This is a genomic window from Parafrankia elaeagni (assembly GCF_000374165.1).
GTDB classification, from domain to species: domain Bacteria; phylum Actinomycetota; class Actinomycetes; order Frankiales; family Frankiaceae; genus Parafrankia; species Parafrankia elaeagni.
On record NZ_KB893705.1, the window covers coordinates 31,963 to 57,833 of the forward strand.

The 25,871-nt window shown below is 73.0% G+C and carries 23 protein-coding genes; 11 read left to right on the forward strand and 12 right to left on the reverse strand.

Translation table 11 applies throughout. The features are described from left to right. Window positions 1-1,044: an SAM-dependent methyltransferase gene (locus B207_RS32795; protein ID WP_018635663.1), complete on the reverse strand. Its 1,044-nt coding sequence runs from the start codon at window positions 1,042-1,044 to the stop codon at window positions 1-3. Between the two features lie 353 nt (window positions 1,045-1,397). Here B207_RS32795 and B207_RS0106235 point away from each other — a divergent pair, with 353 nt between their 5' ends. After that, window positions 1,398-1,892 (forward strand): pyridoxamine 5'-phosphate oxidase family protein, encoded by a 495-nt coding sequence (locus tag B207_RS0106235; RefSeq protein ID WP_026310741.1) that lies wholly within the window; start codon window positions 1,398-1,400, stop codon window positions 1,890-1,892. A 10-nt stretch (window positions 1,893-1,902) separates the two neighbouring features. Here the strand turns inward: B207_RS0106235 and B207_RS0106240 are convergent, their stop codons facing one another. Together B207_RS0106240 and B207_RS32800 are read right to left on the reverse strand one after the other, a co-directional pair. After that, window positions 1,903-2,583, reverse strand: coding sequence for a neutral zinc metallopeptidase (locus B207_RS0106240; protein WP_018635665.1), 681 nt, complete (start codon window positions 2,581-2,583; stop codon window positions 1,903-1,905). A 292-nt stretch (window positions 2,584-2,875) separates the two neighbouring features. Further along, window positions 2,876-3,658 carry a lysophospholipid acyltransferase family protein gene (locus B207_RS32800; protein ID WP_084692015.1) on the reverse strand — a complete coding sequence of 261 codons (783 nt, stop codon included), beginning with the start codon at window positions 3,656-3,658 and terminating at the stop codon, window positions 2,876-2,878. Window positions 3,659-3,754: 96 nt separating this feature from the next. Here B207_RS32800 and B207_RS0106250 point away from each other — a divergent pair, with 96 nt between their 5' ends. From B207_RS0106250 to B207_RS42755, 3 genes are all read left to right on the forward strand, one after another. Further along, window positions 3,755-4,471, forward strand: coding sequence for a TetR/AcrR family transcriptional regulator (locus B207_RS0106250; RefSeq protein WP_035740131.1), 717 nt, complete (start codon window positions 3,755-3,757; stop codon window positions 4,469-4,471). 347 nt (window positions 4,472-4,818) lie between these two features. Further along, window positions 4,819-7,014 (forward strand): SF1B family DNA helicase RecD2, encoded by a 2,196-nt coding sequence (recD2, locus tag B207_RS0106255; RefSeq protein WP_018635668.1) that lies wholly within the window; start codon window positions 4,819-4,821, stop codon window positions 7,012-7,014. Window positions 7,015-7,175: 161 nt separating this feature from the next. Continuing rightward, window positions 7,176-7,823: a helix-turn-helix domain-containing protein gene (locus tag B207_RS42755; RefSeq protein WP_018635669.1), complete on the forward strand. Its 648-nt coding sequence runs from the start codon at window positions 7,176-7,178 to the stop codon at window positions 7,821-7,823. Here the strand turns inward: B207_RS42755 and B207_RS32810 are convergent. The 3 genes from B207_RS32810 to B207_RS0106275 all read right to left on the reverse strand — a co-directional run bounded on the left by B207_RS32810 (window position 7,776) and on the right by B207_RS0106275 (window position 9,755). After that, window positions 7,776-8,432 (reverse strand): ClpP family protease, encoded by a 657-nt coding sequence (locus tag B207_RS32810; protein WP_018635670.1) that lies wholly within the window; start codon window positions 8,430-8,432, stop codon window positions 7,776-7,778. The genes B207_RS42755 and B207_RS32810 overlap by 48 nt on opposite strands. A gap of 193 nt (window positions 8,433-8,625) precedes the next feature. Further along, window positions 8,626-9,084: a MerR family transcriptional regulator gene (locus B207_RS0106270; RefSeq protein ID WP_018635671.1), complete on the reverse strand. Its 459-nt coding sequence runs from the start codon at window positions 9,082-9,084 to the stop codon at window positions 8,626-8,628. A 203-nt stretch (window positions 9,085-9,287) separates the two neighbouring features. Further along, window positions 9,288-9,755 carry a MerR family transcriptional regulator gene (locus B207_RS0106275; protein ID WP_051102426.1) on the reverse strand — a complete coding sequence of 156 codons (468 nt, stop codon included), beginning with the start codon at window positions 9,753-9,755 and terminating at the stop codon, window positions 9,288-9,290. Between the two features lie 700 nt (window positions 9,756-10,455). On the opposite strand from B207_RS0106275, the gene B207_RS0106280 reads away from it, so the two are divergent. Then, window positions 10,456-11,280 carry an NUDIX hydrolase gene (locus B207_RS0106280; RefSeq protein WP_018635673.1) on the forward strand — a complete coding sequence of 275 codons (825 nt, stop codon included), beginning with the start codon at window positions 10,456-10,458 and terminating at the stop codon, window positions 11,278-11,280. 221 nt (window positions 11,281-11,501) lie between these two features. Next, a complete protein-coding gene (locus B207_RS37950; protein WP_154675179.1) occupies window positions 11,502-13,433 on the forward strand; it encodes a serine/threonine protein kinase in 1,932 nt (643 codons plus the stop codon). 13 nt (window positions 13,434-13,446) lie between these two features. On the opposite strand, the gene B207_RS41115 is transcribed toward B207_RS37950, so the two are convergent. Further along, a complete protein-coding gene (locus tag B207_RS41115) occupies window positions 13,447-14,070 on the reverse strand; it encodes a helix-turn-helix domain-containing protein (RefSeq protein ID WP_018635674.1) in 624 nt (207 codons plus the stop codon). A 469-nt stretch (window positions 14,071-14,539) separates the two neighbouring features. Here B207_RS41115 and B207_RS0106295 point away from each other — a divergent pair, with 469 nt between their 5' ends. Beyond that, window positions 14,540-15,559 (forward strand): DEDDh family exonuclease, encoded by a 1,020-nt coding sequence (locus B207_RS0106295; protein WP_018635675.1) that lies wholly within the window; start codon window positions 14,540-14,542, stop codon window positions 15,557-15,559. 69 nt (window positions 15,560-15,628) lie between these two features. Here B207_RS0106295 and B207_RS37955 read toward each other — a convergent pair whose 3' ends face one another. Together B207_RS37955 and B207_RS41120 are read right to left on the reverse strand one after the other, a co-directional pair. After that, entirely contained in the window at window positions 15,629-16,306 is a 678-nt protein-coding gene (locus B207_RS37955; RefSeq protein WP_326828386.1) for a DUF309 domain-containing protein, read from the reverse strand. Next, window positions 16,303-17,811, reverse strand: coding sequence for a serine/threonine-protein kinase (locus B207_RS41120; RefSeq protein ID WP_018635677.1), 1,509 nt, complete (start codon window positions 17,809-17,811; stop codon window positions 16,303-16,305). The genes B207_RS37955 and B207_RS41120 overlap by 4 nt, the downstream gene beginning before the upstream one ends. 184 nt (window positions 17,812-17,995) lie before the next feature. On the opposite strand from B207_RS41120, the gene B207_RS0106310 reads away from it, so the two are divergent. Continuing rightward, window positions 17,996-19,651, forward strand: a complete 1,656-nt coding sequence (locus tag B207_RS0106310) for an ABC-F family ATP-binding cassette domain-containing protein (RefSeq protein WP_018635678.1) — start codon at window positions 17,996-17,998, stop codon at window positions 19,649-19,651. 136 nt (window positions 19,652-19,787) lie between these two features. Further along, the gene (locus B207_RS0106315) at window positions 19,788-20,273 is read left to right on the forward strand and encodes a DUF456 domain-containing protein (protein WP_018635679.1); all 486 of its coding nucleotides are present in this window, start codon (window positions 19,788-19,790) and stop codon (window positions 20,271-20,273) included. A gap of 169 nt (window positions 20,274-20,442) precedes the next feature. Here B207_RS0106315 and B207_RS0106320 read toward each other — a convergent pair whose 3' ends face one another. Continuing rightward, window positions 20,443-20,835, reverse strand: coding sequence for a hypothetical protein (locus tag B207_RS0106320; RefSeq protein WP_230204871.1), 393 nt, complete (start codon window positions 20,833-20,835; stop codon window positions 20,443-20,445). A gap of 277 nt (window positions 20,836-21,112) precedes the next feature. Here B207_RS0106320 and B207_RS32825 point away from each other — a divergent pair, with 277 nt between their 5' ends. Then, window positions 21,113-22,069, forward strand: a complete 957-nt coding sequence (locus tag B207_RS32825; RefSeq protein WP_018635682.1) for a sulfite exporter TauE/SafE family protein — start codon at window positions 21,113-21,115, stop codon at window positions 22,067-22,069. 57 nt (window positions 22,070-22,126) lie between these two features. Here the strand turns inward: B207_RS32825 and B207_RS32830 are convergent, their stop codons facing one another. Continuing rightward, complete coding sequence (locus tag B207_RS32830; RefSeq protein WP_018635683.1) at window positions 22,127-22,417, reverse strand: hypothetical protein; 291 nt, start codon at window positions 22,415-22,417, stop codon at window positions 22,127-22,129. Window positions 22,418-22,607: 190 nt separating this feature from the next. Between B207_RS32830 and B207_RS0106340 the strand changes: the two genes are divergently transcribed. Then, window positions 22,608-23,996, forward strand: coding sequence for a M20/M25/M40 family metallo-hydrolase (locus tag B207_RS0106340; RefSeq protein ID WP_018635684.1), 1,389 nt, complete (start codon window positions 22,608-22,610; stop codon window positions 23,994-23,996). Between the two features lie 155 nt (window positions 23,997-24,151). Here the strand turns inward: B207_RS0106340 and B207_RS0106345 are convergent, their stop codons facing one another. Next, window positions 24,152-25,675, reverse strand: coding sequence for an NAD(P)/FAD-dependent oxidoreductase (locus B207_RS0106345; RefSeq protein WP_035740160.1), 1,524 nt, complete (start codon window positions 25,673-25,675; stop codon window positions 24,152-24,154). Between the last annotated feature and the right edge of the window lie 196 nt (window positions 25,676-25,871).

Here is a 25,871-nt window from a genome sequence, read left to right on the forward strand (position 1 = left end):
CTACGAAATGTCGCCGCCGTGACCGTTGGAGCCCCGCACGTGGCCCGGTCCGGAACGGGTTCCGACACCCGGTCCGACACCCGGTCCGACACCCGGTCCGGGGGCCGCGCCGAGGCCGACGCCCGCGGCGGCCGGTGCGGTGGCGCGGGTGACCCCGGTCTCCTCCCACGACCCGGCCCGGCGGGCTGTCACGAAGTAACCCTCGATCGGCAGCGCGGCGGAGACCGGCCGGTCCATGCCGGCGGCGATCCGGGTGAACGGGGTCTCCCGCCCGCGCCAGCCGTGCGCGCCCAGCCACGCGGGTGACTCTCCTTCGAGCCCGCCCTTCCACAGGTCGGCGAACTGGCCCATCGGGGAGCTCCGCCGAATCTGGTCGAGCATGCCCCCCGCCAGGTTCCTCGCGTCCTCCAGTGCGAACCGGCTGGACGGCACGGAGAGGTCGGTGATCTCGGCCAGCAGCCGCTCGGCCTGGTCCTCCGCCAGATACACGAGGATGCCCTCCGCCAGCCACGCGGTCGGCTCGGTGGGACGGAAGCCGGCCTGAAGCAGCCGGTCGGCCCAGTCCTCGGTCAGGTCGGCGGGGACGACATGGCGCTCGCACCGGGGCCGGACGCCGGTCCCGGCGAGCACCCGCTCCTTGAAGGACATCATGGCCGGCTGGTCCAGCTCGAACAGCCGCGTCCCGGGCGGCCAGGGCAACCGGAAGGCACGGCTGTCGAGGCCGGCCGCCAGGATCACCACCTGCCGGCAGCCCGCGGCGGCCGCGGCGGTCAGCTCGTCGTCGAAGAAGCGGGTGCGGACGACCATGTAGGTGCTCATGGTCTCGACCAGGTCGGCGGTCCCGTCAGCCCCGTCAGCCCCGTCGGTTCCGTCGGTTCCGTCAGCCCGCAGTGCGCCATGGATGGGTACCGCGTCGCCGGCGGCGTCCACGAAGGACCGCGCGAGCCAGTCGTCGAACAGGCGGTCCGGTCGGCAGCTCGCCTCGGCCCGTATCCAGGCCGTCGCGAGCGCTGTCCGGCCCACGCCCTGAGGAACCTCGTCCATGTACTGAAGGTCCATGTACCGAAAGTAGTCGCCTGTTCTCGGATGGTGGTGGCACCTGGTGGCTTCGCCCCCGGACGTGCGCTTTGTCGCTCCGAGCCTGCGCCCGCGTTGGTGCGGCCGGCCGGGCGGGCGGCGGCCATCCGGCCCCGCACCGGACCGCCGGACGGCGGATCGGCCGCCGGCCGCACGAACCACCCGAACACGGCGACCGACACTGCCCGCGCCGGGCGGCCTGCGCCTACGGTGGCCCCGTACCCACGCAGAACCGTTCCCGTGCGCCACCCGGCGGGCGGACTGCCGCCCGCACGACCACGGACCACCCGACCACGCACCACACGACCACGGAGGCCGTCATGACGCGGACCGACGCCCCTGCCCCGGCGCCCACCGACCTGGGCGGCATCCCGGGGCAGGACATCCCGCGCGACCACGCCGGCTTCGGCGTCCTCACCTTCGACATCTGCCTGCGGCTTGTCGGCGGGGAGCGGATCGGCCGGGTCGCCTTCTCCGCCGACGGCGAGGTCCTCGTGCTGCCCGTGAACTTCATCGTGGACGGGAACACCATCGCGTTCCGTTCCCGGGTGGGCTCGAAGCTGTCCGCGGCGACCAACCACAGCACCGTCGCCTTCGAGGTGGACGGGTACGACCCGACCGTCCGAGTCGGCTGGAGCGTGCTGATGAACGGCTACGCCGAGGCGGTCCGCGACGACGCCGAGATCGCGCGGCTGGAGGCATCCGGCCTGGCTCCGTGGGCGGCGAACCTCGAGCGGCCGACCTGGGTCCGCATCCACTGGGACTCGGTCTCCGGCCGGACGACGACCCCCGGCCCCGCCACCAGGAGCCGCTGAGCCGCCGGCCTCAGACGGTGCTGACGCTGCCGTCCGGCGACTGCCCGATGTGCCGGCAGGTCGTGATGCCCTGCTGGTAGCCGAGGGAGAACGACTGCGCGCGCTGCGCCGGGGTGCCGTGGGCGTCCGGTGCCGACGAGCCCTCCTGGTCGAACCAGCCGCCGCGGGTGTCGCCGAGGCTGTAGAACAGCATCGAGCCGTTCACCGCCTCGCTCGAGGTGAGGCGGCCGGCGTCCACGGCGTAGCGGGCCTGGCTGCCGGCGTGGCAGTCCGCCTGGTTCTCCTCGGCGCGCGACACCGGCCCGAGCGTGTTACTGATCTTGTCTGCGCGGTGGCCCAGCTCATGCATGATCACGAAGGCCGGGTAGGAGGGCCCGCCGGTGTCGGAGAGCTGGGCCATGAAGTCCATGCTGTAGGCCACGGTGTCGTCCAGAGTGCAGTACAGGGCGTTGTCGGCGAACACCCGCGGATCGTCGACGCCCTCGGCGCAGGCTATCGCCGGGATCTCGCCGTTGCGGTAGGGGACGTAGTGCGGCTGGCTCCAGGCCGTGCCGAGCTGGCCGCGCCAGTAGCCGTTGACCGAGCCCGGGCAGTCCGCCGGCTCGGTGATCATCGTGGTGACGTCCTCGTTGGACTCGATCCGACCCCCGCACGCCGTACCCGGGGTCTGCGCCTGCGCGGCTGCGTTCATCCCGGGCGAAAGACCTGTCCAGCTCCCAAGCAGAAGGATCGAGAGGGCGAATACGGCCACAAAGGCCCTTCTGGCGCGCACGAAGGTCACCGTAAAGGCGGAAGTGCGGCTTTTGTTGGCCCCGATGGCCTTTGTGGATAACCGAAACCGGGGGCATGGCCTTTCCGGGCCCGCTCGCCCACCCGCACAGTTCCGGTTCGGCCAGGTAATCGCCCTGGGGCGGGGCGGCGCCACCCGTCACGGCGCCGGGTGTGACGGTCATCCCGCCTCCCTGCGTGCCGGCACCGACAGGTCACCCGTCGGGCCCGCCACCCTGGGCCGGCTGGTGTCCCCGGGCGCGCTGACAGCCGCGTGCCCCACGGTGGTCCGTCGCGTAGGTGTCCACGTACTCCTGGGGCGAGTGCAACGCGATGACGCGCATCACCTCGTCCGTGACCGACCGGACGACGGCCCACTGTCGCGCGGAGAACGGACCCGCGGCCTCCAGTCCGTCCGGCCCCAGTCCGTCCGGCCCCAGCGCGCCGCGGTGGCGAGAGACGTCCAGCGGTGGGCAGACGGTGATGTGAACCCGCCCGCGCCGCCAGCGGCGGCTGCCGCGCGGGCTCACCTGCGCGCTGCCCGTGATCACCACTGGGACAACCGGGGCGCCGGTGGCGAGCGCGACCCGGGCCACCCCGGTGCGACCGCGGTAGAGCCGTCCGTCCGGGGAGCGGGTCCCCTCCGGGAAGACGCCCCACACCCCACCGGCCCGCAGCACCCGCACGCCCGCGGTGAGCGCCGCCGTCGCCGCGGCGCCGCCGGACCGGTCGACGGGCACCTGCCCGGCGGCGGTGAACATCCACGCGACCAGCCGGCCGCGGAGCCCTCGCCCGGTGAAGTACTCCCGTTTCGCGAGGAACGAGATCTTCCGGGGGACGAGCCGGACCAGGAGAAACGAATCTGACACCGCCAGGTGGTTACTGGCCAGAATGACCGGCCCACGGCGCGGGATGTGTTCCGCGCCGGAGACGGTGGGACGGGCCAGCAGCCCGAGGAGCGGGCCGATGAACAGCATTCTGAACAGCCAGTACCACATGCCGGCTCCGCGGATCGGTGAGGTGTACGGACAGGCGGCCGGGCGGGTGCCACCGGCGTAGACAGTGTCTAGCAGCTCGTGGTAGACACTGTCTACATGGCGAGTGACGGGCTCCTTCGGGAACGGTTGATAGCGGTGGGCGTCGAGATGCTCGACGCGGAGGGCCTGGGTGCGCTGGGCCTGCGCGCGATCGCGCGGCGGGCGGGTGTCTCCCACGGCGCTCCCCGCAGGTACTTCCCCACGCGCGCCGCACTGCTCGCCGCCATCGCGGCCGAAGGGCTGTCCGATCTCTCGTCCCGGTTCGACCGGGTGCTGAGCACGTCATCGCCGGCCCCCGATCCGACCGGCGTCACCTTCGGCGGCAGCGTGGCCGCGGACCGGGCGGTGCGCGTCGGGATCGAGTACGTCCGCTTCGCACGCGCGCGGCCCGGCATGTTCGAGCTGATGTTCCGGCACGACCTCCTGATCGGCTCCGGGGAGAACCTTCGCTCCCGCAGCCTGCCGATGGTCGAGAGCTGGACGGTCCTCGTCGCCGCGGTGCTCGCCGAGCGCAGTGCCGGGCAGCCCCCAAAGGGCCCGCCGACGAGTGGTCTCGTCGTGGCCGGTCCGGGGACGGATGGCCCGCCGTCGACCAGCTCGGAGCGCGCCCGCCGGCAGGCCCTGCTCGCCTGGACGCACCTGCACGGCATCGCCGTCCTCGCGGCCCGGCACAGCCTGGACCTGGTCACCGGATCATCCGATCCCACGGACATGGTCGTCGAGGCGCTCGGCGCCCACCTGTTCATGGGCCCGGGGCCGGCGGCCGTCGGGTAATGACCCGGCAGTCGTAACCGGCGGGCCGATGGGCGAGGATGGCGGGATTCCCGCCGCTGCCGCCGGGGCGCCGCGCCCGGCGCGTCCGCCGGTTCAGGCACCGGCGGGAACCAGTCGGACAGTCCAAGCCCCGCGGAGACAACGTGCACCGTCCCGAATCCGGCCCGCCCCCCGGCTCCGCGTCCGTGGATGCGCCGCCCGCCGGGTCGCGGCCTGCCGATTCGCGGCTCGCCGGGCCACCGTCCGCCGGGCCACCGTCCGCCGGGCCACTGTCCGCGGGTTCGCCTCCGGGCCGGGGACGTCCCGCCCCGCAGGGCCCGGCCGGGCGCCCACCGTTCCAGCTGGCAGTGCTGGAGGCGGTCCTGGAACGGGTCACCTTCGCGAACGAGGAGACCGGCTACACCGTCGCCCGGGTCGACACCGGGCGCGGCGGCGAGTTGCTGACCGTCGTCGGGGCGCTGCTCGGCGCGCAGCCGGGGGAGTCGCTGCGGATGCGCGGGCGGTGGGGGTCGCACCCGCAGTACGGCCGCCAGTTCCAGGTCGAGGACTACACCACCGTCCTGCCGGCGAGCATCCAGGGCATCCAGCGCTACCTGGGCTCCGGGCTGGTCAAGGGGATCGGGCCGCGCTTCGCCGAACGGATCGTCGACCACTTCGGCACCGACGCGCTGGACGTCATCGAGAGCACGCCGGAGCGGCTGATCGAGGTGCCGGGCCTGGGCCCGAAACGCACGAAGGCGATCGCGGCCGCCTGGGAGGAGCAGAAGGCCATCAAGGAGGTCATGCTGTTCCTCCAGGGCGTGGGAGTCTCCACCTCGTTGGCCGTCAAGATCTACAAGAAGTACGGGGATGCCTCGATCGGCGTCGTGCGCACCGAGCCGTACCGGCTGGCCGCGGACGTGTGGGGCATCGGCTTCCGCACCGCCGACACGATCGCGCAGGCCGTCGGCATCCCGCACGACAGTCCCCAGCGGATCAAGGCGGGTCTGCTGTTCACCCTGTCCGAGGCGACCGACGGCGGCCACTGCTTCCTGCCGGAGAACCGCCTCATCAGTGACGCGGTGCGCATCCTGGGCGTCGACACCGGCGCGGTGATCGAGAGCCTGGCCGAGCTGGTCGTCGAGGAGGGGGTGACCCGGGAGGAGGTTCCCGGCGAGGACCCGGAACAACCCGTCACCGCCGTCTACCTGGTGCCGTTCCACCGGGCCGAGGTCTCGGTGGCGGCGCAGCTCCTGCGGCTGCTGCGGGCTGGCACCGACCGGCTCGGCGCGTTCGCCACCGTCGACTGGGAGCGGGCGCTGGACTGGCTGCGCGGGCGCACCGGTTCCGAGCTGGCGCAGGCCCAGCGCGCCGCGGTCACCCTCGCACTCACCTCCCGGGTGGCTGTCCTGACCGGCGGGCCGGGCTGCGGGAAGAGCTTCACCGTCCGCTCCGTCGTCGAGCTCGCCCGCGCGCGGGGGGCGAAGGTCGTGCTCACCGCCCCGACCGGACGGGCCGCCAAGCGGCTCGCCGAGCTCACGGGGCACGAGGCGTCCACCGTGCACCGGCTGCTGGAGCTGCGCCCCGGCGGCGACGCCGCCTTCGACCGTGACCGGCCCCTCGACGCCGACCTCATCGTGGTGGACGAGGCGTCCATGGTCGATCTGCTGCTGGCCAACAAGCTGATCAAGGCGGTTGCGCCCGGCGCGCACCTGCTGCTCGTCGGGGACGTCGACCAGCTCCCGTCGGTCGGCGCCGGGCAGGTGCTCCGCGACCTGCTCGCGCCGGGCACCCCCATCCCGCACGTCCGGCTGACCCAGGTGTTCCGCCAGGCCAGTGAGTCGGGCGTGGTCACCAACGCGCACCGGATCAACCGCGGCGACCAGCCGCTCGTCCGCGGGCTCGACGACTTCTTCCTCTTCACCGCCGAGGACGCGGAGGAGGCCGCCCGCCTCACCGCCGACGTGGTGGCCCGGCGCATCCCGGCGAAGTTCGGCCTGGACCCGCGCCGTGACATCCAGGTCCTCGCCCCGATGCACCGCGGCCCCGCCGGCGCGGGCGCGCTCAACACCGCGTTGCAGGAGGCGCTCACCCCGAGCCGGCCCGGCCGGCCCGAGCGCAGGTTCGGCGGGCGGGTCTTCCGGGTCGGCGACAAGGTCACCCAGATCCGCAACAACTACGACAAGGGCGCGAACGGGGTGTTCAACGGGACCCTCGGTGTCGTCACCGCGCTCGACGACGAGAACCAGACCCTCACCGTGCGCACGGACGAGGACGAGGACGTCGACTACGCCTTCACCGAGCTGGACGAGCTGGTCCACGCCTACGCGGTGACGATCCACCGCTCGCAGGGCAGCGAGTACCCGGCCGTGGTGATCCCGCTGACGACCAGCGCCTGGATGATGCTGCAGCGCAATCTGCTGTACACGGCGGTCACCCGGGCGAAGAAGCTGGTCGTGCTGGTGGGGTCACGGCGGGCGATCGGCCAGGCGGTCCGCTCGGCCGGGCATGGCCAGCGGCACACCGCCCTCGCCCACCGCCTCCACGCCGCCGCCGGCGGCTGACCGCCCTGCCGTTCCCCTGACGTCCTGCCGTGCCTCTGCCGCTCCCGGCCCTTCCCGGGCAGTGCCGGACCTCGGTGGCTGTTCCGCCCGTGCGCCCGCCCGCGTACCCTGCGCGCAGGGGCCGATGATGTCGAGCACGGTGAGAGGCGGCGGGCAGCGCGGTGACGGACGGAGCAGAAACCGCCGGGAGCGGTGTCACACCCGAGCGCCGGGTGGCCACGCCACCGCTGCGTGACCTGTTCGGCGAGGTGCTGCGCAGGGTGCGACGCCAGCAGGGCCGCACCCTGCGGGACGTCGCCGCGGCCGCCCAGGTGTCGATGCCCTATCTCTCGGAGGTGGAGCGCGGGCGCAAGGAGGCCTCCTCGGAGGTGCTCGCGGCGATCTGCCGCGCGCTGGGTATCCGGGTGGTCGACCTGCTCGCGGCGGCGATGAGCGAGCTGGTGCGGTATGAGCCGCTGCCGGCACGACACACCGTGCCGGCCGCACCCGCGGCGGGAGCCGTTGTCGCCGCCCACGAGATCGTCGCGGGCCCGGAGCCGCGGGGTCCGGTCGCCGCCGTGGGCGGGGCCCGGGTGATACGGCCGGCCGGCCGGTACGAGGCGCGTGCGGCCACGGGCCGGCAGGCGATCCACCTGGGTGCAGATCGCCCGCGGCGCGGCCCGGCAGTGCTCCGGCACGCGGTCCGGCCGGGGCCGGGGCACCCGGCCCATGTGCGCGCCCGCACGCGCGCCCGCGTGCGCACCCACCCGGGAACCCGCGGCTCAGGCGGTGCGTGGCACGGAACGTGGGGTGTGCCGGTCTCGGTGTGAGTCGGTGGCCATCCGGCCGGCGCTGTCGATGACCTCGTCGACCAGGCCGTACTCCCGGGCCTGGTCGGCGGTGAACCAGCGGTCGCGGTCGGAGTCGGCCTCGACCCGTGCCACCGGCTGCCCGGAATGCGTCGAGATCAGCTTCTGGATCAGGCGCTTGGCGGCGAGCAGCTGCTCCGCCTGGATCGAGATGTCCGCTGTCGACCCGCCGATCCCCCCGGAGGGCTGATGCATCAGCACCCTGGCGTGGGGCAGCGCATACCGCTTGCCGGGCGCACCACTGGTGAGCAGTACCTGCGCCATCGACCCGGCCATCCCCAGCGCGACGGTGGCGACGTCGTTCCCGATGTACTGCATCGTGTCGTAGATGGCCATGCCCGCGCTGACCGAGCCACCCGGTGAGTTGATGTACAGGAAGATGTCGGCTGCCGGGTCGTCGGCGGCGAGGAGCAGGAGCTTGCCGCAGATGGCGTTGGCCATCGCGTCCTCGACCACCGCGCCGAGGAAGACGATGCGGTTCGCGAGCAGCCGCTGGAACACCTGGTCCTCGAACGGTGCGGACGCGGCGGCGGGTGCGTGTCCGGTGTGCCCGGTGCGCAGGGTGTTCATGGCTGTGGTGACCTCCCGCCGGCCCGGCGGGGTCGGGGATCACGTGCAGGGGCCGGCGAAGTCAGCCTCGCCGAGAAGGCGGCCCGCGGGAGGGGATGTCTGCCCCCGGCAGATCTGCCCGCGGCAGACGGCACCTGGCGCCTGTGCCGGCCGACCTGGCACGGGGGAGGCGGGCCAGGGCGGGCCCGTCAGATCAGAAGATGCCCGGGTCGCCGTCGAAACGCAGCCGGGTCCGCGCGGTGTCGTCGTGCAGCATCACCATGAACGCCTCCGCGACGCGGACCTGCTCCTGCAGAGAGGCCAGCTTCTCCTCGGCGAGACTGACCCAGGTGGCGAGCCGCTCACGCAGTTCCTCCCGGCGCTCGTGGGGGAGACCGTCCCGTTCGATCTCCTCACGGAGACCGACCAGCGCCCGCATCTCGTCGAGCGTGAATCCCAGGGGCTTCATCTTCTTGATGAGCAGGAAGCGCTCGAGCGCGTCGTCGTCGTAAAGCGGATAGCCGCCAGCGGCCTGCCCGACGGCCACGAGCAGACCGGCCTCCTCATAGAAACGGACCGTCCGCAGGGACAGCCCGACCAGGGTGGCGACCTCGCCGATCTCGTAGACGCCGCGGTGGGCTGCGGAAGGGGTGATGTTCCCTGTCGTGGACAATTCGACCCTTATGTCGGTATCGCGGGCAGATGACGGTGGGTGGGCGCGACCGCTGGCGGTACCGGATCCGGGTGGCGCGCTGCCGCCGGCGGGACCCGTCCCAGCATATTGCGGGCCCGCCGTGACCCGGCGACCCGGCGCCGGGCACGCCGCCCGTCCGGGCACGGTCCATCGGCAGACCGCCCTGGTGCTCCGGTGGCTCGTCAGTGCTCCGGCAGCTCGTCGCGGCTCTCGCTCCGGACCGTCGTCTGTGATCTCTCGACGTCATCGTGCAGACCGACGACGAAATCCTCCGCGACACCGGCCTGCTCGCGCAGGGTGGCAAGTTTCTGCTCGGCCAGAACGACCCAGGTACGGAGCCGCTCCCGCAGCTCGGCCCGCCGCTCGGATGCCAGCTGCGGGTCGATGAGCTCATCACGGACGGCCAGCAGCGAGCGCATCTCGTCGAGGGTGAAACCCAGCGGCTTCATTTTCCGGATGAGGAGCAGGCGGCTGACGGCGTCGTCGTCATACAGACGGAATCCGCCCGGGGTCCGGCCGGCCGGAACGAGAAGCCCGGCCTCTTCGTAGTAGCGCACCGTACGCAGCGACAATCCCACCCGCTCGGCAACCTCTCCGATCTGGAGAGTGTTGCGTCGGACCAGACTGGGAACGGATTCGTCCCTGCGCATCGTCGACAAAGCTACCCTTACGTCAGGGCCGGGAATCGCGGGCCGTGGCGCTGACCGGTGGCCGAGCGGGTGACTCCCGAGCACTCTACTTAGACCGTGTCATTGGTACGGAGCACTGTACGACGTCCCGGAGCCCGGCGAAAATCGGCCCGAGGCCTGATCTTCGCGGTCATCTCGGGCATGACGGCGCTCGTACCGTACGCGTTCGGTTCGCGCCGTGCTGTCACCGTCGCAGGTGCGGATCGCGTCCCGGTGGCTGCGCCATGTGATCTGACCAGATCTCCGCCGGCCGGTTCACCACCATGACGGAGTGTTCTCCCGGTCCCTGTGCAGTGTCGGGCGGGTCCGCGGGCAGTGCGACTGCGGGTGCGGGGGCGAGATGCCGAACCGCCCGGGTCACGTCACCGGCCGCGGCGGGCACGTCCCGCCGAATCCACCGGCCTGTCCGGGTGGTCCGCCTCCCGGCAGCCCAAGCGGTATCGGAAATGCACGGACGACGTAAAGGTGTCGTAAATCGGACTGAGCGACCCTGAGTTCTTCGACATACTTCCGCGGCCCGCCCGGCGAGTGGCGAAGGAGGGTTCTCCATGCCGAGGGAAAGCTCGCGGTACCGCCCTGTTCCCCCGCGATGGCCCGGGTTGGGCGATGATCGGGGTGGTCGGATCCCGGCGGCGGCGGGCCCGGAATCGGAGGCGGAGCAATGAGCATCACCAACGAGGCGGTCGGGCAGGCACTGCGTTCCTGCCTGGCCCGACACCCGGGTGACCGCAGGCGGCTCGCACCGCTGCTGAGGGCAGCAGACAGCACCGCCGCCGGTTCCTCCCGGCTCACCTGGCGCAGGACACTGCCAGGCCACGTCACCTGCTCGATGGTGGCCGTCAACAGGGAGGGCCGGGTCCTGCAGATCCATCACCGGGCGTCCGGTCTGTGGCTGCAGCCCGGCGGCCATGTCGAGGACCGAGACCTCTCCCTGTTCGGCGCAGCCCTGCGGGAACTCGCCGAGGAGACCGGGGTCGGCCGCCGTGGCGTCGACCCGGTCGTCCCCTACCCGGTGGACGTCGACATCCACTGGGTGGGCGCGCACCCGCACCGGCGTGAGCCGCAGGACCACATGCACTACGACTTCCGTTTCGTGGTCACCATCCGCGGCAACGACCTGTCCGCCGGCAGCGCCGCCGCCGGTCGTCCGATCACGCCGGGCCCCACCTCGCCGGACCCCACCACTTCGGTGGGCGGACGGCCAACCGCATCCGGGGGAGCCGGCCCGGCCAGGCTGTGGACGGGGCCGGTGGCGCTCAGCGCCGGCGGGCCGGGCGGTGTTCCCGCCGCCATGGTGGAACCGGCGCCGCGCACCGGCCCGGCCGGTGCCCGCAGCCACCGGCCGGGCGGGGCCCACGACCTCCTCGTTCTCGCCGCCGACGAGGTCGCCGGTGCCCGTTGGGTGGAGGTCGCGGACCTCGGCGAGCGCCTCGCCGAGCGGGTCGCCGCGGTGCTCGGCCGGCCCGGCAGCCCCGCGGGGCCCTGATCGCTCCGGGCTGCGCCGGCTGGTCCGAACGGGTGTAAGCGGCGGCACGGTCCGGGCCGAAAGCCCCTCATGCCCCCTGGGCCAGGCACGCTTCTCCTGGGCGCTCGTCGGCCTCGTCCCGGTTCGGGACGGGGCGCCGTGGAGATCTGGACGCCGGGCACCGGACGTCCCGCCCCGGACGGCAGCGCCCCATGCCAGTCAGACCGGGGGGAGACCGGCGGATGGAGATTCCGCGGAGATTGGGGCCGTTCCTGCTGACCCGCCGCATCGGTACGGGCGGTATGGGGACGGTCTACTACGGGACCCAGGACGGTCCGGACGGCCCGCCGGTCGCGGTGAAGGTCATCCGGGCGGAGTTCGCCGATCATCCTGAGTTCCGCGCGCGTTTCCGGCGCGAGATCGAGGTCGTCCGCCGGGTGGCGGGCGCCTGCACGGCCCGCATCCTGGCGGCGGACCCCGACGGTGATCCGCCCTACCTGGCCACGGAGTACCTCGCTGGTCCCAGCCTGGCCGAGTACGTGCGCGAGCACGGCCCGCTCGCCGGCGACGCGCTGCGGACGCTCGCGGTGGGCCTGGCCGAGGCGCTGGTCGCGATCCACGAGGCCGGGGTCGTCCACCGTGACCTGAAGCCCTCCAACGTGCTCCTCACCCGCGACGGCCCGCGGGTCGTCGACTTCGGGATCGCGCAGGCCGCCGACACCATCTCGCTGACCGGTGCCGGATGCTCGGTCGGAAGCCCCGCCTACATGAGCCCCGAGCAGGTCAGTGGACGGTTCAGCGACCCGGCGATGGATGTCTTCGCCTGGGGCTGCACGGTGGCCTACGCGGCCACCGGCCGTTCCCCCTTCGGGGGCGGCTCGGCCGACGCGGTGCTGTTCCGCGTCCGGCACGACCCGGCGAACCTCGACGGGGTTCCCGGCCGGCTCTACGGGCTTCTCGCCCGGACGCTCACGAAGAACGCCCGGGCCCGCCCGGGCATCCCCGCGGTGCTCCGCGAGGTCCTCGCGATGTCGGACATCGGTGCGACGGTCAGCAGCGACACCGAGGACGTGGATCTCACAGCCCTGGTCAACCAGGTGATCGCGGAGGGCTGGCTGTCCACCGCGCATCTCGACCCCCGGATCCTCGACCTCGACGGACACGACCGGCCGCGGCTGCCGATCGTCCGTGCTCCGAGCCCGGCGCCGACACCCGTACCGGCACCCGGGCGCAGGCCGGTGGACTCCGTGGACTCCACCGGCCCCAGCCCGCTGCCGGCACCGCCGGGCCGCCCCGGCGGCCCCGGCCGGCCACCCCGGCCGGCCGCGGCGACCCGCTCCGGCACCGCCGGCTCGGCGACTCCGGCGACTCCGGCGAGCCGGTCGGCCTTCATGCCTCGGGCTGCTGCCGGGGAACCGGCCCGGTACGCGGTTCCCCGGCAGCGCACGGAGGACCAGCACCTCGGCAGTGCCGACACCACGGATCCGGGCCAGCCCAGCGCACCTGGCGCGCCGCGGGGAAGCGGCGCGCCTCGCGGGTCCGGCCGGCCGCGCGAGGCCGGCGGCAGGTCGGGGGGCGCCGGTGGATCGGCTGGCGCCGGCGGCCGCCACGGCGCCTCCGGACGGCCGACCCGAGGTCTCGGCGTGCGCGGAGCCGGTGGGGCGAGCGGGCGTGTGCGAACAGGATCGTCCGCCGGGCGGGCTGAGCCCGGTGGCGCTCCCTCCCGGGGAAGCCGCCCGGGTGGCGGGACGGGCTCGGCGACGTCCGTCGTGCCCTGCCGCACCCTGCCGGTGCCCACTCCGCCGGTGCCCACTCCGCCGGTGCCCACCGCGGCGGCGGACGACCACGGGCCTGCCCGGCCCCGGCATCGGCGGGCGGGCGGCGCCCACTCCCAGCGGGCCCACTCCCAGCGGGCCCACGCCCGGCGACAGACAGCCCAGAGGCAGACAGCCCAGAGGGTGACCGTCGGCACGTCTGCCCGACCCGTGGCCAGGGCCGTCGTGGCGCCGGCAGGCCGGAAGGCCTCCCGGCGGGGGAGAGGAGCGCACCGAGGCGCCCGGCAGGCGCATTTCCCGATCGGGTGGATGCTCGTGGGACCCGGCACTCCGTTGTGGATCATGATCGTGTGCCTCACGGTCATGCTCGTCGCTCTGGTCGCGGTGGCTGCACGCTGAGGGCGGGCAGCGGTCATCTCCGCACAGCCCGCCCGTGGGGCGCCCGCTCACCGAGGTCGCGCCGGGGGGCCTCGGCCTCCCGGCGCCCCGCCACCGTGAGCCGGCTGGCACCGGCGCGGGCCGGGCCGCCGTGGCAGCCCGCACGGGCCATCGCAACGCGCACGGCCGAGCTGCGGATCAGGGTCGTGTCCAACACCAGATCGTCGACCGGGACGGTGAGGCCCTCCTCGACCAGCACCGCCGCCGTCATGCTGTCACCGGTGCGCAGCACCTCCCGGAGCTGCTCGAGGATGCCGCGCAGCGTCGCGATCTGCTGGGCGCACGACGGTGTGCCGAGCGTGGGCAGCCAGGCCGGCCACGGGTGGGCCGTCACCTCCTGGTCCGGCACACCGAGCTCCCGGGCGAGGGCGAGCTGCGAAATACGATCGGGGACCACCCCGCGGTTCTCCCAGCGCCAGATCTTCTGACGCTGGGCCGCCATACTGGCGACACCGAGTTCACGTGCCCGGGCCGCGACGATACGCGCCACGGTTTCGTAGGACCAGCCATGCAGCGAGCGAAGTCGGCGCAGGGGGTGCGTCGACTCGGAGACTGATTCCTGTAGAGGAAGCGGGTGGTCGGGCTGTATGACGAACATTCGTCCCACCTTTTTGTGTGCGCCCCCGCCCTCCAATCCCTCGCCTGGTCCCGAAACCGCTCGGGTGTCACCTGGCCGCGGCATCTCGGCCCGCACTCCTGACCGGACGGCGCCGCCGTGGCGCCTCCGGGTGTTTCCCAACAGGTGCGGGATGCGCCTGGTCGTCCCCGACAACGACCGGCGCACGGCCGGTGGGGCCTGCTGGGCACCACCGGGCCAACCACCTGTCAGGCCCTGTCTCCCGCCGCTCGCGGCGCCGGAGGGCCACCCGCGAATCGGGCCGTCCGTACGCGTGACGACGGGCACATAAACAACGGGAACACAATAACATTACGGCCTGCCGCGGTCCGCCTGTTTCCCTCGCGCGGCACTCCGGGTCACTCCGGTCGCACCAGGATCGCGCAGCCGCCGCACTGCACCCGGCCGCGGGGCGCCGTCCTGTCGGTGGTCTGCGTCATGATTCCCCGCTGTGAGTGCTGAGAATGCTGACCCCCTCGGCTCCGCCGCCAGGTTCACCCACCCGTACGCGGTCGTCGACGTCGAGACCACCGGTCTTTCCCCGGTGCGGGACAGGGTGCTGTCCATAGCCGTGGTCCTGATCTCGCCTGACGGCACCGTCGAGGGCCGCTGGTCGACCCTCCTCGACCCCGGCTGCGATCCCGGGCCAGTGCATATCCACGGCCTCACCAGGCAGCGGCTGGCCGGCAGCCCCACTTTCGCCGCCGTCGTCGACGAGCTGGCGGACCTGCTTGCCGGCCGGGTGCTGGTGGCTCACAACGCGGCTTTCGACTGGCGGATGCTCGCCGGGGAGGCACTGCGCATCGGGCGGACGCTGCCGGTCGAGTGGAGGCTGTGCACCCTGACTCTCGCCAGCCGTCTCGGCCTGGAGCTGACGAGCCTGCGGCTGGCGGCACTGGCGGCCCACTGGGGGATAGCCCAGCGCCGCGCCCATGACGCCGAGGACGACGCCGAGGTGCTGGCCGCCCTGCTTCCACGCATTCTCGAGCGGGCCAGGGAGCAGTACCTGGAGCTGCCGCTGACACGGTGCGGCGTCGAGTGCGAGGGCATCGCCGTGTACCCCCCGCGCTACTCGGCGTCGGGCCGGCCGCCGCCGTGCCAGTACCACAACCCCGGCCCGCTGGCCCCTGGGGCGCCCCTGGTCCAGGGCATGAGGGTGGTCTTCACCGGTCCGACGACGACGGAGCGCGCCGCCCTCGTCGACCGTGCTGCCGCGGCCGGTCTGCAGGTGTCCGCGAACGTCAGCCGCCGGACGAGCGTGCTGGTGACGAATGTCCCGGGCAGCGCCACCGAGAAGGCCCGGGCGGCTGCGCGCCTGGAGATTCCCGTCCGGGACGAGGGGGACTTCCTCGCGCTGCTGGAGGCGGTCGCCCCCGGCGACCCTGTCGCGGAGCTCGCCACCGCGCCGGTGGGGCCCCCTGCGAAGGCCGGGGCTGCCGGGCCGCCGGCGCCGGTGGGCAGTCGGGAGTAGACACACGGTCGGGAACGGCTGTGCCCGCCGGCCGGTGTGCGCAGGTCCCCGGTCAGGGCGCCTGTCGGGTCAGCGTCTCAGGAGCCGGGGTGGCCGGGGTTCCGCCGCCGGTCGGCAGTCCCGCTCAAGCAGGGCGAGCTGTGTGGTGGCCCACCGCGCCACGCCAACCAGATCAAGGTCCTGCGTCCAGCCGGGCCGGAGCGCCTCTCCGGTGGTCGAGGGCTGTCCGGTGGTTGGGGGCTGTCCGGTGGTTGGGGGCGGCATGGCGACCGGTATCTCCCTGCCGGAGTCGGTTGACCGCGGGCTGGGTCGGGTCCCATCCGTGCCCTGCGCTGTCGTCTCGCAGAGTTCTCGCAGGTGGGGCTCGAGTTCGGCCAGCCCGCGTCGCAACAGCGCGACCGCGCCGCGGCGGTTCCCACGCGCGGCATGCACCAGGCCGACCACGATCTGGGTGAGACCACGCCAGAGGCCACGCTCCGCGCTCGGAGCCACTCGCCAGGCTGCCTCCAGCACCTCGTGGGCCTGAAAGTAGAGACCGTCGTCGAGGAGGTTCTGAGCAGTCCGCAGGACCGCACGCGGGCTGTCCGGGAGATGCTCCGGCAACGGAGGGACGCCGACTGACCCATGCGGCAGCGGGCGGCCGAGACGGTCGCGGGGCCGCCGCTCCATCTCTCGCCGGATTCGCTCCTCTCTGGCCAGCGGGGCAGCCTGCTCCGGATGGGCACCGTGAGGTGGCGGATCCGTCATGCCGTCAGGAAGAGGATCATCACAAGAACGAGCATCGCTGCCACGGCGATGCCGATCCGCACCGTCCGCGCACCTGGCCGCACCGCAGCGCCAGGCCTCGCCGGTCCGTGCCCGGCGCTGGGCACGGACCGCACCGCGGCGCGGGCACCGGCCTGGCCGCCCGCGCCCGTCCGGGTCTGCGGGCCCACGTCCCGCTCGGAGGCCTCGGCGCCCGGTGGGGTACCCGCGGGCACAGCGCCCCCTGTGGCCTGCGCGGGGTGCTCCGTTGCCGGCCCGGTGTCGGCCGGTCGAGTGGGACCGGTGGGCGCCGCCTCCCCGGCGGGAGCGCTCGTAACCGGCGGAGCGGCCTGCGCGGGCAGGCCGGCGTCGGCTGGTGGTGTGTCCTCGCCTGACGGTGTGCCCCCGACGGGCGGAGCGCCGCAGGAGAGCGGCAGGGCCGGTGGCAGGGCCGGCGGCCCGTGGTCGATCGGGGCGGGAACCGGATGCGCGGCGTCGTCCAGCACCAGCTCCAGCCCGTGGTCGGTGAGGACCGGGCGGTTCAGGTGGTCCGGTGCCGGCCCGGCCGACGCGGGAGGGGGGCTGGCCGCGGCCTCGACCGCCTCGTCCAGGACGGCGGGGACGCCCGAGCGGGCGAGCCAACCGGGGCCGCGGGAGCGAGCCATGGCCTGGGCCATGGCGAGCGCGAACTCGCGCGCGTCCGCCGGGCGGTGCGCCGGCTCCTTGGCGAGAGCGCGCTCGACGACCCGGGCGACCGGCTCCGGGACGCCGGCGAGCGGTCGTGGTGTGACGGTGAGGTGGTGCCGGGCCCAGTGCTCGGCTGTCGGCGGCCGCACGTGGAACAGCGGGCGGCGGGCGAGCAGTTCGTAAAGCACCACGGCGAGGCCGTACAGATCGGTCGCAGGCCCCAGTTCGTCCAGGGTGAACTGTTCGGGCGCCATGTATCGGGGAGTCCCCCCGGGAGCGGGTCCGCGGCGTCCGGAGCCGGGACCCTGGGCGTGCGCGATGCCGAAGTCGGTCAGCTTCGGCGTCCCGTCGGCGGTGAAGAGGATGTTGGACGGCTTGATGTCGCGGTGGAGGATGCCGCGGGCGTGCACGTGTTCGAGCGCTGCGGCGGTGGCGAGACCGATCGCGCAGGCTGTCTCGGCGGAGACGCCGGCCGCGGCCCGGCTCTGCAGGCTGCCCCCGTCGAGCAGCTCCATGACGATCAGTGCGAGTTCCCCGTGCACGAGGTGGTGGGAGACCTGCACGAGGTGCGGGTGGTCGAGCGCGGAGAGCAGCCGGGCCTCGGCCGCGGCGTCGGGTCCGGCGGCCGGGACGGCCCTCGGGGCGCCGGTGGCGCCGAACACGGCTCGTTCCTCGGCGCCGAGCGCCATCGCCTTGACCGCGACCCGGCGGCCGGCGTCGTCGGTCGCGGCGAGAACCACGGCCGATCCGCCGCGGCCGAGCTCGGGTCCGAGGTCGTAGCCGGGCAGCGCCGTGGCCACCCGGGCACGATCGATGATCATTTCGAGCCCCGGGTCGCGGTGGTGGAGATCCCGATTTCAGGCGCATGTCGGGAAGCGCAGGAAGAGTGCATGGTCGCCCCATTGTGGGTGCTCCGGCCCTTCCGTGACGGGCCGGCAGCCCGCCTGACGGGCGGCGGTGTCACCAGCCCGCTCGGGTGGTGCGGCCCCCGGCGACACTGGAGCCATGTCCGCCACTCTTGTCGCGTCCGATCTGACTGTGCTGCGAGGCGGCGCCGTCGTCCTGGCGGGGATCTCGCTCACTGTCGTGCCCGGTGACCGTCTCGGCGTGGTCGGGCCGAACGGGGTGGGCAAGTCGACCCTGTTGCGGGCGCTCGCCGGCCAGGTGCCGCCGGACAGTGGCCGGGTCGACCTCTCGCCGCCCGCCGCCGCCGTCGGCCTGCTGCCCCAGGAACCCGACCGCCGCCAGGACGAGACCCTCCGGCAGTACCTGGCTCGCCGGACCGGCGTGACGGCTGCCCAGGAAGCCCTCGACCGGGCCACCGCGGACCTGTCCGCGTCCGTCGCCGGCGCCGATGACCGCTACAACGAGGCGCTGGAACGGTGGCTCGCGCTCGGCGCCGCGGATCTGGACCACCGGGCCGAGCAGGTCGTCGCCGAGTTGGGCCTGCCCACAGGGTCGCTGGACCGCCCCACCGCGGCCCTCTCCGGCGGTGAGGCGGCGCGTGGCTCGCTCGCGAGTGTCCTGCTCTCCCGCTTCGACATCACCCTGCTGGACGAGCCCACCAACGACCTCGACTTCGACGGCCTGGAGCGGCTTGAGCAGTACGTCACGCAGATGCCGGGCGCACTTGTCGTCGTCAGCCACGACCGGGAGTTCCTGGACCGGACGATCGACGCGGTCGTCGAGATCGACCGGCACCAGCACTCCGTCACCCGGTACGCGGGCGGCTGGGACGCCTACCTGGAGGCCCGCGGCCTGGCTCGCCGGCAGGCCCGGGAGCGCTACGAGCGTTTCGCCGACCGCCGGGCCGACCTCGTCGGGCAGGTGCAGCGGCAGCGCGAGCAGTCGGTGCGCGGAGCGGTGCGGGCCAAGCGGCGGGCGCCGGACGGGGACCGGTCCGCCCGCGGTGCGCGGATCGAGGCGGCGACCAAGAGCGCGGGCCGGGTCCGCACGCTGCAGACCCAGCTCGAACGGCTGGAGAACAGCGGAGACGCGGTGGCCGAACCGCGCAAGGAGTGGCAGCTGCGCATGTCCATCGCCACCGCCCCCCGTTCGGGAGATGTGGTCGCCACCCTCAGCGGTGCCGTCGTCGAGCGGTCGGGTTTCCGGCTCGGGCCGGTGGACCTCACCGTCGCCTGGGCCGACCGGGTGGTGATCACCGGCCCGAACGGGGCAGGCAAGAGCACGCTGCTGGCCGCGCTGCTCGGCCGCCAGCCGCTGACCGCGGGACAGCACATGCTCGGTTCGGGCGTGCTCCTCGGCGAGATCGACCAGGCCCGGTCGCGCTTCCGGGGCGAGGCGACGGCGGCCACCGTCGCCGAGCAGGTCACCGGAGGAACGGCCGCCGACGTCCGCACGCTGTTCGCGAAGTTCGGGCTCGGGGCGGATCAGATGACGCGGCCGGCCGCGTCGCTGTCGCCCGGCGAGCGCACCCGGGCCGCGCTGGCCCTGCTGCAGGGCGCCGGGGTGAACTGCCTGGTGCTGGACGAGCCCACCAACCACCTCGACCTGCCCGCCATCGAACAGCTGGAGCAGGCCGTCGAGGGATTCGAGGGGACCCTGCTGCTGGTCACCCACGACCGGCGCCTGCTCGAGGCCGTGCGGGTGACCCGTCGGCTCACCGTGGCGGAGGGCAGGGTCGAGGAGAGCCCGGCCTGATCGGCGGTCAGCAGCCCCGGCGGGGGGTATTTTCGGGCGGAGCGGGTGTCGGTGCCCCGAGCCGGGGCGGGGCACGAGGGCGGAGCGTGAGTGGCCCACCGCCGCGGAGGCGGGCCGATGTCGGGAGGTCATCGCCATGAGCGGCGTGGAGCTGTTCGCGGTTGCCCTGGTCATGGCGCTCGGCCTCGTCGGTGTCCTGGTGCCCGTGCTTCCAGGCCTGCTGGTCGTCTGGGGCGCCGGCGTCTGGTGGACGATCGCGGACGGTGGCGGTACCGCGCGCTGGCTGGTGCTGGCGGTCATCAGCGCACTGTTCGTCGTCGGGTCGCTCGCCAAGTACGTGCTGCCGGGTCGGGCCGCGTCAGCGGCAGGAGCGCCGTTCGGGACGATGCTGGTCGGCGCGGTCTGCGCCGTGATCGGGTTCTTCGTCGTGCCTGTCGTCGGCCTGCTCGTCGGCGGCCTCGCCGGGATCTACCTGGCCGAACTCGCCCGTCTGCGCGATCCCGGCCAGGCCGTGGCGTCGACGTGGGCGGCGACGGTCGCCTTCGGTGTCGGGGTGTTCGTGGAGATATGCGCGGGTATCGCGATGGTGGCGACGTGGGGCGTCAGTGAGCTGATCATCTGAGGTGCCTCGAGGTGGGCTGACCACCGGACATTGGGATGATCGCCAGACGCCGGGGAGCGGAACGCCGCGTCAGCGGAAGGGCGCCGGCGGTCGCCGGGGCATGCCGGTCGCCGTCACGTTCCGTTCCCCGGTCCGATTTCAGCTGTGCCGAAACCGCCTGGTCAGCAGATCACCAGTTCCAGTCCCAGTCCCAGTCGTCCTTGCCTCGCTTGTCCTTCTCCCAGCGGTCCTTACCCCACTTGTCCTTCTCCCAGCGGTCCTTTTCCCAGCGGTCCTTACCCCACTTGTCCTTTTCCCAGCGGTCCTTCTCCCAGCGGTCCTTCTCCCACTTGTCCTTGTTCCAGTCGTCCTTGTCGCCTCGCCAGTCCTTTCCGTAGTCATTCTGGTAGCCCTTGTCCTCCCAGAATGCCTGCGCGGAAACCGCGCCCGGGCCCAGGCCCAGGGCGGCGACCGTCGCGCCCGTCGCCGCGAGGACGAGAATCCTGCGTGGTGCGGACTTTCTCATAACTCCCCCATGAATGATCCACGTGCGGCGGCCCCGCACCAGCAGGGGGCCTGCCACGTTGGATTCATCGTCAAACAAAGAATCTTTGTTTGTGGCGAGGGTGCCTGTGGTTAACGGCATTTTCTGGTCGTGTCGAGCGGGCGGCGGGCGCCCGGCGGCGCGGACGGAGCCCTCGCCGTCCCCGGCCGGCTGCCGATCGTCGGCGCGCGTGCCGATGATCGGGTGAGACCGCCGATCGGATCCGTCTCCGAACGGGCCGAGCGCCGGTGATCATCCATGATCCGCCGATCCGTCGGGAGAAATGCGTAGTCTCCCTACCGGGAAGGTGGTCTGGATGGAGATGGACCCGTTGGTGGCCCTGGCCGGGCTGCTCGTGGGCTTCGTGGTCGGGCTGACCGGTATGGGTGGCGGCGCGCTGATGACGCCTGTCCTGGTACTGCTGTTCGGCGTACAGCCGCTCGCGGCCGTCTCGAGCGACCTTGTCGCGTCGGCGGTGATGAAGCCCGTGGGGGCGACGGTTCACCTGCGTCGCGGTACCGTCCACCGGGGGCTGGTCGGCTGGCTGGTGCTCGGGTCGGTGCCCGCCGGGTTCTGCGGGGTGCTGATCCTTCGGGCGCTGGGGGACGGCGACACGGTCCAGCACCGGATAAAGATCACCATGGGCGTGATTCTGATCATCGCGGCCCTGGCGATGCTGGCGAAGTCGGAGCTGGACCGCCGCCGCGGCCCCGCGGTGGCGGATGCCGCCGCGATCACGGTCCGGCCGCTGCCGACTCTGGCGACCGGCGTCGTCGGTGGGCTCGTGGTCGGGATGACCTCGGTCGGCTCCGGATCGCTCATCATCGTCATGCTGCTCGCGCTGTACCCGTCGATTCGTGCCTCCCAGCTGGTCGGCACCGATCTCGCGCAGGCGGTCCCGCTGGTCGCGGCGGCGTCGCTCGGCCACCTGATCTTCGGTGACTTCCAGCTGGGACTGACCAGCTCGCTGCTCGTCGGTTCGCTTCCCGGCGTCTATCTCGGCGCGCGGATCTCGGCGGGCAGCTCGACCAGCCGTTTTATCCGGCCGGCTGTCGTCGTGGTGGTCTCGCTCAGTGGGCTGAAGCTTGTGGGTGTGCCCACCGGCGCCCTCGGGGCTGTCCTGGCACTGATGCTCGTGGTCGCGTTGGCCGTTCCGCTCCGGCGTCGCAACCGGGCCGCTGGTTCCCCGGAGAGTTCCCGGCTCCCCGGAGGACACGGTGATGACGACCCGGGGGACGCGGTGGTGACGACGGGCATCGGCGGAGCGACCTGAGCCCGGGTGGCCCTGCGCACCCACCCGTCCGGCCGCGGACGTGGTGAACCGCGGTTCCTAGTGCCGGGCCGGCCTGTTCCGCTCCAGCACCCGGGTCTGGACCACCCCGGCGTCGTCGCGGTGTGCCTGTGCGGTGGTGGGCGTCCCCGGGCCGCCCTCGAGCCCGTCCGGGACCCGGCGGACGGGCCTCGGCCCGCCGGGGAGCACCGTCGTTCTCGACAGGCTGGCGAGGAATCGCGCCAACCGCCCGTACCCGTGTGCCAGCTTCAGGTGATAGTCCAGGTCACCGGTGGTCGGGAACACCGCGGCGCAGCCCAGGTCGCCGCGCGGGCATCGGTACACAGTCATAACGGGTCCTCCTGCCGACCGGGTCCTCCTACCGGATGGCACGCCGGCCACGGGCGGCGCGCCGGGCGATCGCGGGTCGTTGACAGGCGACCGCGGGTCGTTCACAGGCCGGAAACCGGCGCGGAACGCCTTCTGGGGACGCTACGTCCCTGCTCCGGTGAACGCATGACCGGAGGGGCAGACTGGGGTCATGGCAAACGCGTCCCTCGATCCCCCTGACGTCCCCGCCGCCGAGGACCTGCCGGTGGCCACCTCGGGGCAGGCGGCAGGCGCCGGCGCGGCGCTGACGGCGGAGTCCGAGGTGGTGGACCTGTGTCGGGATCTGCTCCGGTTCGAGTCCGTCAACCGGGGGAACGGCGACGGCCACGAGCGGCCGATCGCCGAGTTCGTGGCAGAGAAGCTGGCCGAGGTGGGCCTGGAGCCGGTCCTGCTCGAGTCCGCCCCGGGCCGCACGAGTGTCGTGACCCGGCTGGCGGGCTCGGATCCGTCCCGCTCACCGCTGCTGATCCACGGCCATCTGGACGTCGTCCCGGCCGACCCGACGGACTGGCGCGTGCATCCCTTCGCCGGTGAGGAGCTCGACGGCTGTCTGTGGGGGCGGGGCGCCATCGACATGAAGGACATGGACGCCATGACCCTCGCGGTCGTGCGTGACATGGCCCGCTCCGGCCGTCGTCCGCCGCGTGACCTCGTGGTGGCCTTCGTGGCGGACGAGGAGGCCGGGGGCACCCTCGGGGCGCGCTGGCTGGTCGACAACCACCCCGACCACTTCGCCGACTGCACGGAGGCGATCAGCGAGGTCGGCGGGTTCTCCTACACGGTCTCGGACGACCTGCGGCTCTACCTCATCGAGACGGCTGAGAAGGGCATCGCCTGGATGAAGCTCACCGTGGCCGGGCGGGCGGGCCACGGGTCGATGCTCAGCGAGGACAACGCCGTCACCAAGCTGTGCGAGGCGGTGGCCCGGCTGGGCCGCCACCAGTTCCCGATCGTGGTCACCCCGACGGTGCGGGTGTTCCTCGACTCGATCGGCGAGGCACTGGGCATCGAGCTCGACGCGGGCGACATCGAGAGCACGATCGCGAAGCTCGGCCCGATCGCCCGCATGGTCGGCGCGACGATCCGCAACACGGTGAACCCGACCCAGCTGGCGGCCGGCCACAAGGTGAACGTGATTCCCGGGGAGGCCACCGCCTACGTGGACGGGCGCTACCTGCCCGGCCAGGAGGAGGAGTTCCTGCGCCAGGTCGACGAGCTTCTCGGGCCGGAGGTGCGGCGCGAGTGGGTGGTCAACGACCAGGCGCTGGAGACCGGGTTCGACGGACCGCTGGTGGAGGCGATGGCCTCGGCGCTGCGGGCGGAGGACCCGGCGGCGCGCGCCGTCCCCTACATGCTCTCCGGCGGCACCGACGCGAAGTCGTTCTCCCGCCTCGGTATTCGCTGCTTCGGCTTCTCGCCGCTGCTGCTGCCGCCCGACCTCGACTTCGCCGGGATGTTCCACGGCGTCGACGAGCGGGTGCCCGTCGACGCCCTGCGGTTCGGTGTCCGCGTGCTGGACCGCTTCCTCGCCTCCTCCTGACCGGAACCTGACCGCCGCCGCGCGGGCAGCGTCGCTCACCGGCGGGCGGGGACGGGCAGGAGGGGCCCGAGCCGGGACGGCAGCAGGCCCGGCTCCGGGGCACTCGGCTCCGGGGCCGGGCCTGCTGGACGGATCCGTCCGGCCCGCGCCCGTGGTCAGGCGGTGCCGGTGGAGGTGCTTCCCGAGGCCGCGCCTCCGGACGGTGTGCCGTCCGGAGTGAGACGGGGCGCGTCCGCGCCCGCCTTCCGGGCCGTGGGGACGGCCCCCGGCTGCGCTGCCGGGCGGGTCACCGCGGACGGGCCGCGGGAGGCCCAGTCGTCGGGCAGGGTCGGCATGAAGCCTTCCCCGAGGCGCTGCAGCGCCGACCGGGCGAAGATCTGCTGCTGGGTGACGGTCCGCTCCGAGCGGCCGCGGCCGACGAAGCTCACCGTCCAGTGCAGCAGGGTCGTCACCCGGTGCTTGAAGCCGATGATGTAGACGAGGTGCACGGCGAGCCACATCAGCCAGGCCAGGAACCCGCTGAGCTGCACGCCCTTGATGCTGGCCACCGCGCTGAAGCGCGAGATGGTGGCCATGCTGCCCTTGTCCTTGTACTCGAAGTTGCGCATCGGCGGGCCGCCGCGCAACCGGGTGGCGATCGTCTTCGAGGCGTACTTGCCGCCCTGAATGGCGACCTGGGCCACACCAGGAAGCCGGTCGAGGGTGGCCATGTCCCCGACGACGAACACCTCGGGGTGACCGGGCAGGGTCAGGTCCGGCTGCACCTGGATCCGGCCGGCGCGGTCCAGGACCGCGCCGGACTGCTCGGCGAGCTGCTTGCCGAGCGGGCTGGCGGCGACGCCGGCAGCCCAGATCTTGCAGACGGACTCGATCCGGCGCCGGGTGCCGTCGGAGTCCTCGACGTCGATGCCGCGGGAGTCGACGTTGACGACCCGGGCGCCGAGCTGGATCTCGACGCCGATCTTCTCCAGCTTCGCGGTGGCCTTGCCGGCCAGCTTCTCCCCGAACGTGCCGAGCACCGTCGGCGCGGCGTCGAGGAGGATGATCCGGGCCTTGGTGGTGTCGACCTTCCGGAAGTCGTGGCGCAGCGTCCGATGCGCCATCTCGGCGATCTGGCCGGCCATCTCCACACCGGTCGGACCGGCGCCGACCACCACGAAGGTCATGTAGCGCGCGGCGTCGGCCGGGTCGGGCGAGGTCTCGGCCACCTCGAAGGCGCCGAAGATCCGCCCGCGCAGCTCCAGCGCGTCGTCGATGCTCTTCATGCCCGGGGCGTGCTCGGCGAAGTGGTCGTTCCCGAAATAGGACTGACCGGCGCCGGCCGCGACAATCAGGCTGTCGTACGGCTGCACGTCCGTGCGCCCCAGCAGGTTGGACGTCACCGTCTTCGCGGCGAGGTCGATACCGACGACCTCGCCGAGAACGGTCCGTACGTTCTGCTGGCGGCGCAGCACCTCACGCGTCGCCGGGGCGATCTCGCCCTCGGAAAGGATGCCCGTCGCAACCTGGTAAAGCAGTGGCTGGAACAGGTGATGTGTGGTCTTAGCGACGACAGTCACCTCGACGGGCTCGCGGCGCAGAGCCTGGGCGGCGAACAGCCCGCCGAAACCGGAGCCGATGATCACGACCCGATGCTTTTGGTGCCCGTCGCTCGTAGCGGTCACAATCGCTCCCCACATGCCGATGGGTGTCTGACGGAGTGGTTCACGGTCCGTCCGCCTCACCATCTTCCGCCGCGTAGCGGAAGGGAGATCGTGGCGATCCTCACGTCACGGGACGCCGCTGTCACGCAGACGGGCGGCACCCCGGACGGGACGTGTTGCCCCCATCGGAACCGAGGCAGCGTGCCGCCACCGCCGGGCAGCCGCGGCCGGC

Excerpts from the sequence above, each read along its gene's own strand:
- B207_RS0106345 (WP_035740160.1), bottom strand. The coding sequence starts at position 25,675 with ATGTGGGGAGCGATTGTGACCGCTACGAGCGACGGGCACCAAAAGCAT.
- B207_RS37950 (WP_154675179.1), top strand. The coding sequence starts at position 11,502 with ATGGAGATTCCGCGGAGATTGGGGCCGTTCCTGCTGACCCGCCGCATC.
- B207_RS0106235 (WP_026310741.1), top strand. The coding sequence starts at position 1,398 with ATGACGCGGACCGACGCCCCTGCCCCGGCGCCCACCGACCTGGGCGGC.
- B207_RS0106240 (WP_018635665.1), bottom strand. The coding sequence starts at position 2,583 with ATGAACGCAGCCGCGCAGGCGCAGACCCCGGGTACGGCGTGCGGGGGT.
- B207_RS32810 (WP_018635670.1), bottom strand. The coding sequence starts at position 8,432 with ATGAACACCCTGCGCACCGGGCACACCGGACACGCACCCGCCGCCGCG.
- B207_RS0106315 (WP_018635679.1), top strand. The coding sequence starts at position 19,788 with ATGAGCGGCGTGGAGCTGTTCGCGGTTGCCCTGGTCATGGCGCTCGGC.
- B207_RS32830 (WP_018635683.1), bottom strand. The coding sequence starts at position 22,417 with ATGACTGTGTACCGATGCCCGCGCGGCGACCTGGGCTGCGCCGCGGTG.
- B207_RS32795 (WP_018635663.1), bottom strand. The coding sequence starts at position 1,044 with ATGGACGAGGTTCCTCAGGGCGTGGGCCGGACAGCGCTCGCGACGGCC.
- B207_RS41120 (WP_018635677.1), bottom strand. The coding sequence starts at position 17,811 with ATGATCATCGATCGTGCCCGGGTGGCCACGGCGCTGCCCGGCTACGAC.
- B207_RS0106340 (WP_018635684.1), top strand. The coding sequence starts at position 22,608 with ATGGCAAACGCGTCCCTCGATCCCCCTGACGTCCCCGCCGCCGAGGAC.
- B207_RS32800 (WP_084692015.1), bottom strand. The coding sequence starts at position 3,658 with ATGTGGTACTGGCTGTTCAGAATGCTGTTCATCGGCCCGCTCCTCGGG.
- B207_RS0106275 (WP_051102426.1), bottom strand. The coding sequence starts at position 9,755 with ATGCGCAGGGACGAATCCGTTCCCAGTCTGGTCCGACGCAACACTCTC.
- B207_RS0106250 (WP_035740131.1), top strand. The coding sequence starts at position 3,755 with ATGGCGAGTGACGGGCTCCTTCGGGAACGGTTGATAGCGGTGGGCGTC.
- B207_RS32825 (WP_018635682.1), top strand. The coding sequence starts at position 21,113 with ATGGAGATGGACCCGTTGGTGGCCCTGGCCGGGCTGCTCGTGGGCTTC.
- B207_RS0106280 (WP_018635673.1), top strand. The coding sequence starts at position 10,456 with ATGAGCATCACCAACGAGGCGGTCGGGCAGGCACTGCGTTCCTGCCTG.
- B207_RS41115 (WP_018635674.1), bottom strand. The coding sequence starts at position 14,070 with ATGTTCGTCATACAGCCCGACCACCCGCTTCCTCTACAGGAATCAGTC.
- B207_RS0106310 (WP_018635678.1), top strand. The coding sequence starts at position 17,996 with ATGTCCGCCACTCTTGTCGCGTCCGATCTGACTGTGCTGCGAGGCGGC.
- B207_RS37955 (WP_326828386.1), bottom strand. The coding sequence starts at position 16,306 with ATGACGGATCCGCCACCTCACGGTGCCCATCCGGAGCAGGCTGCCCCG.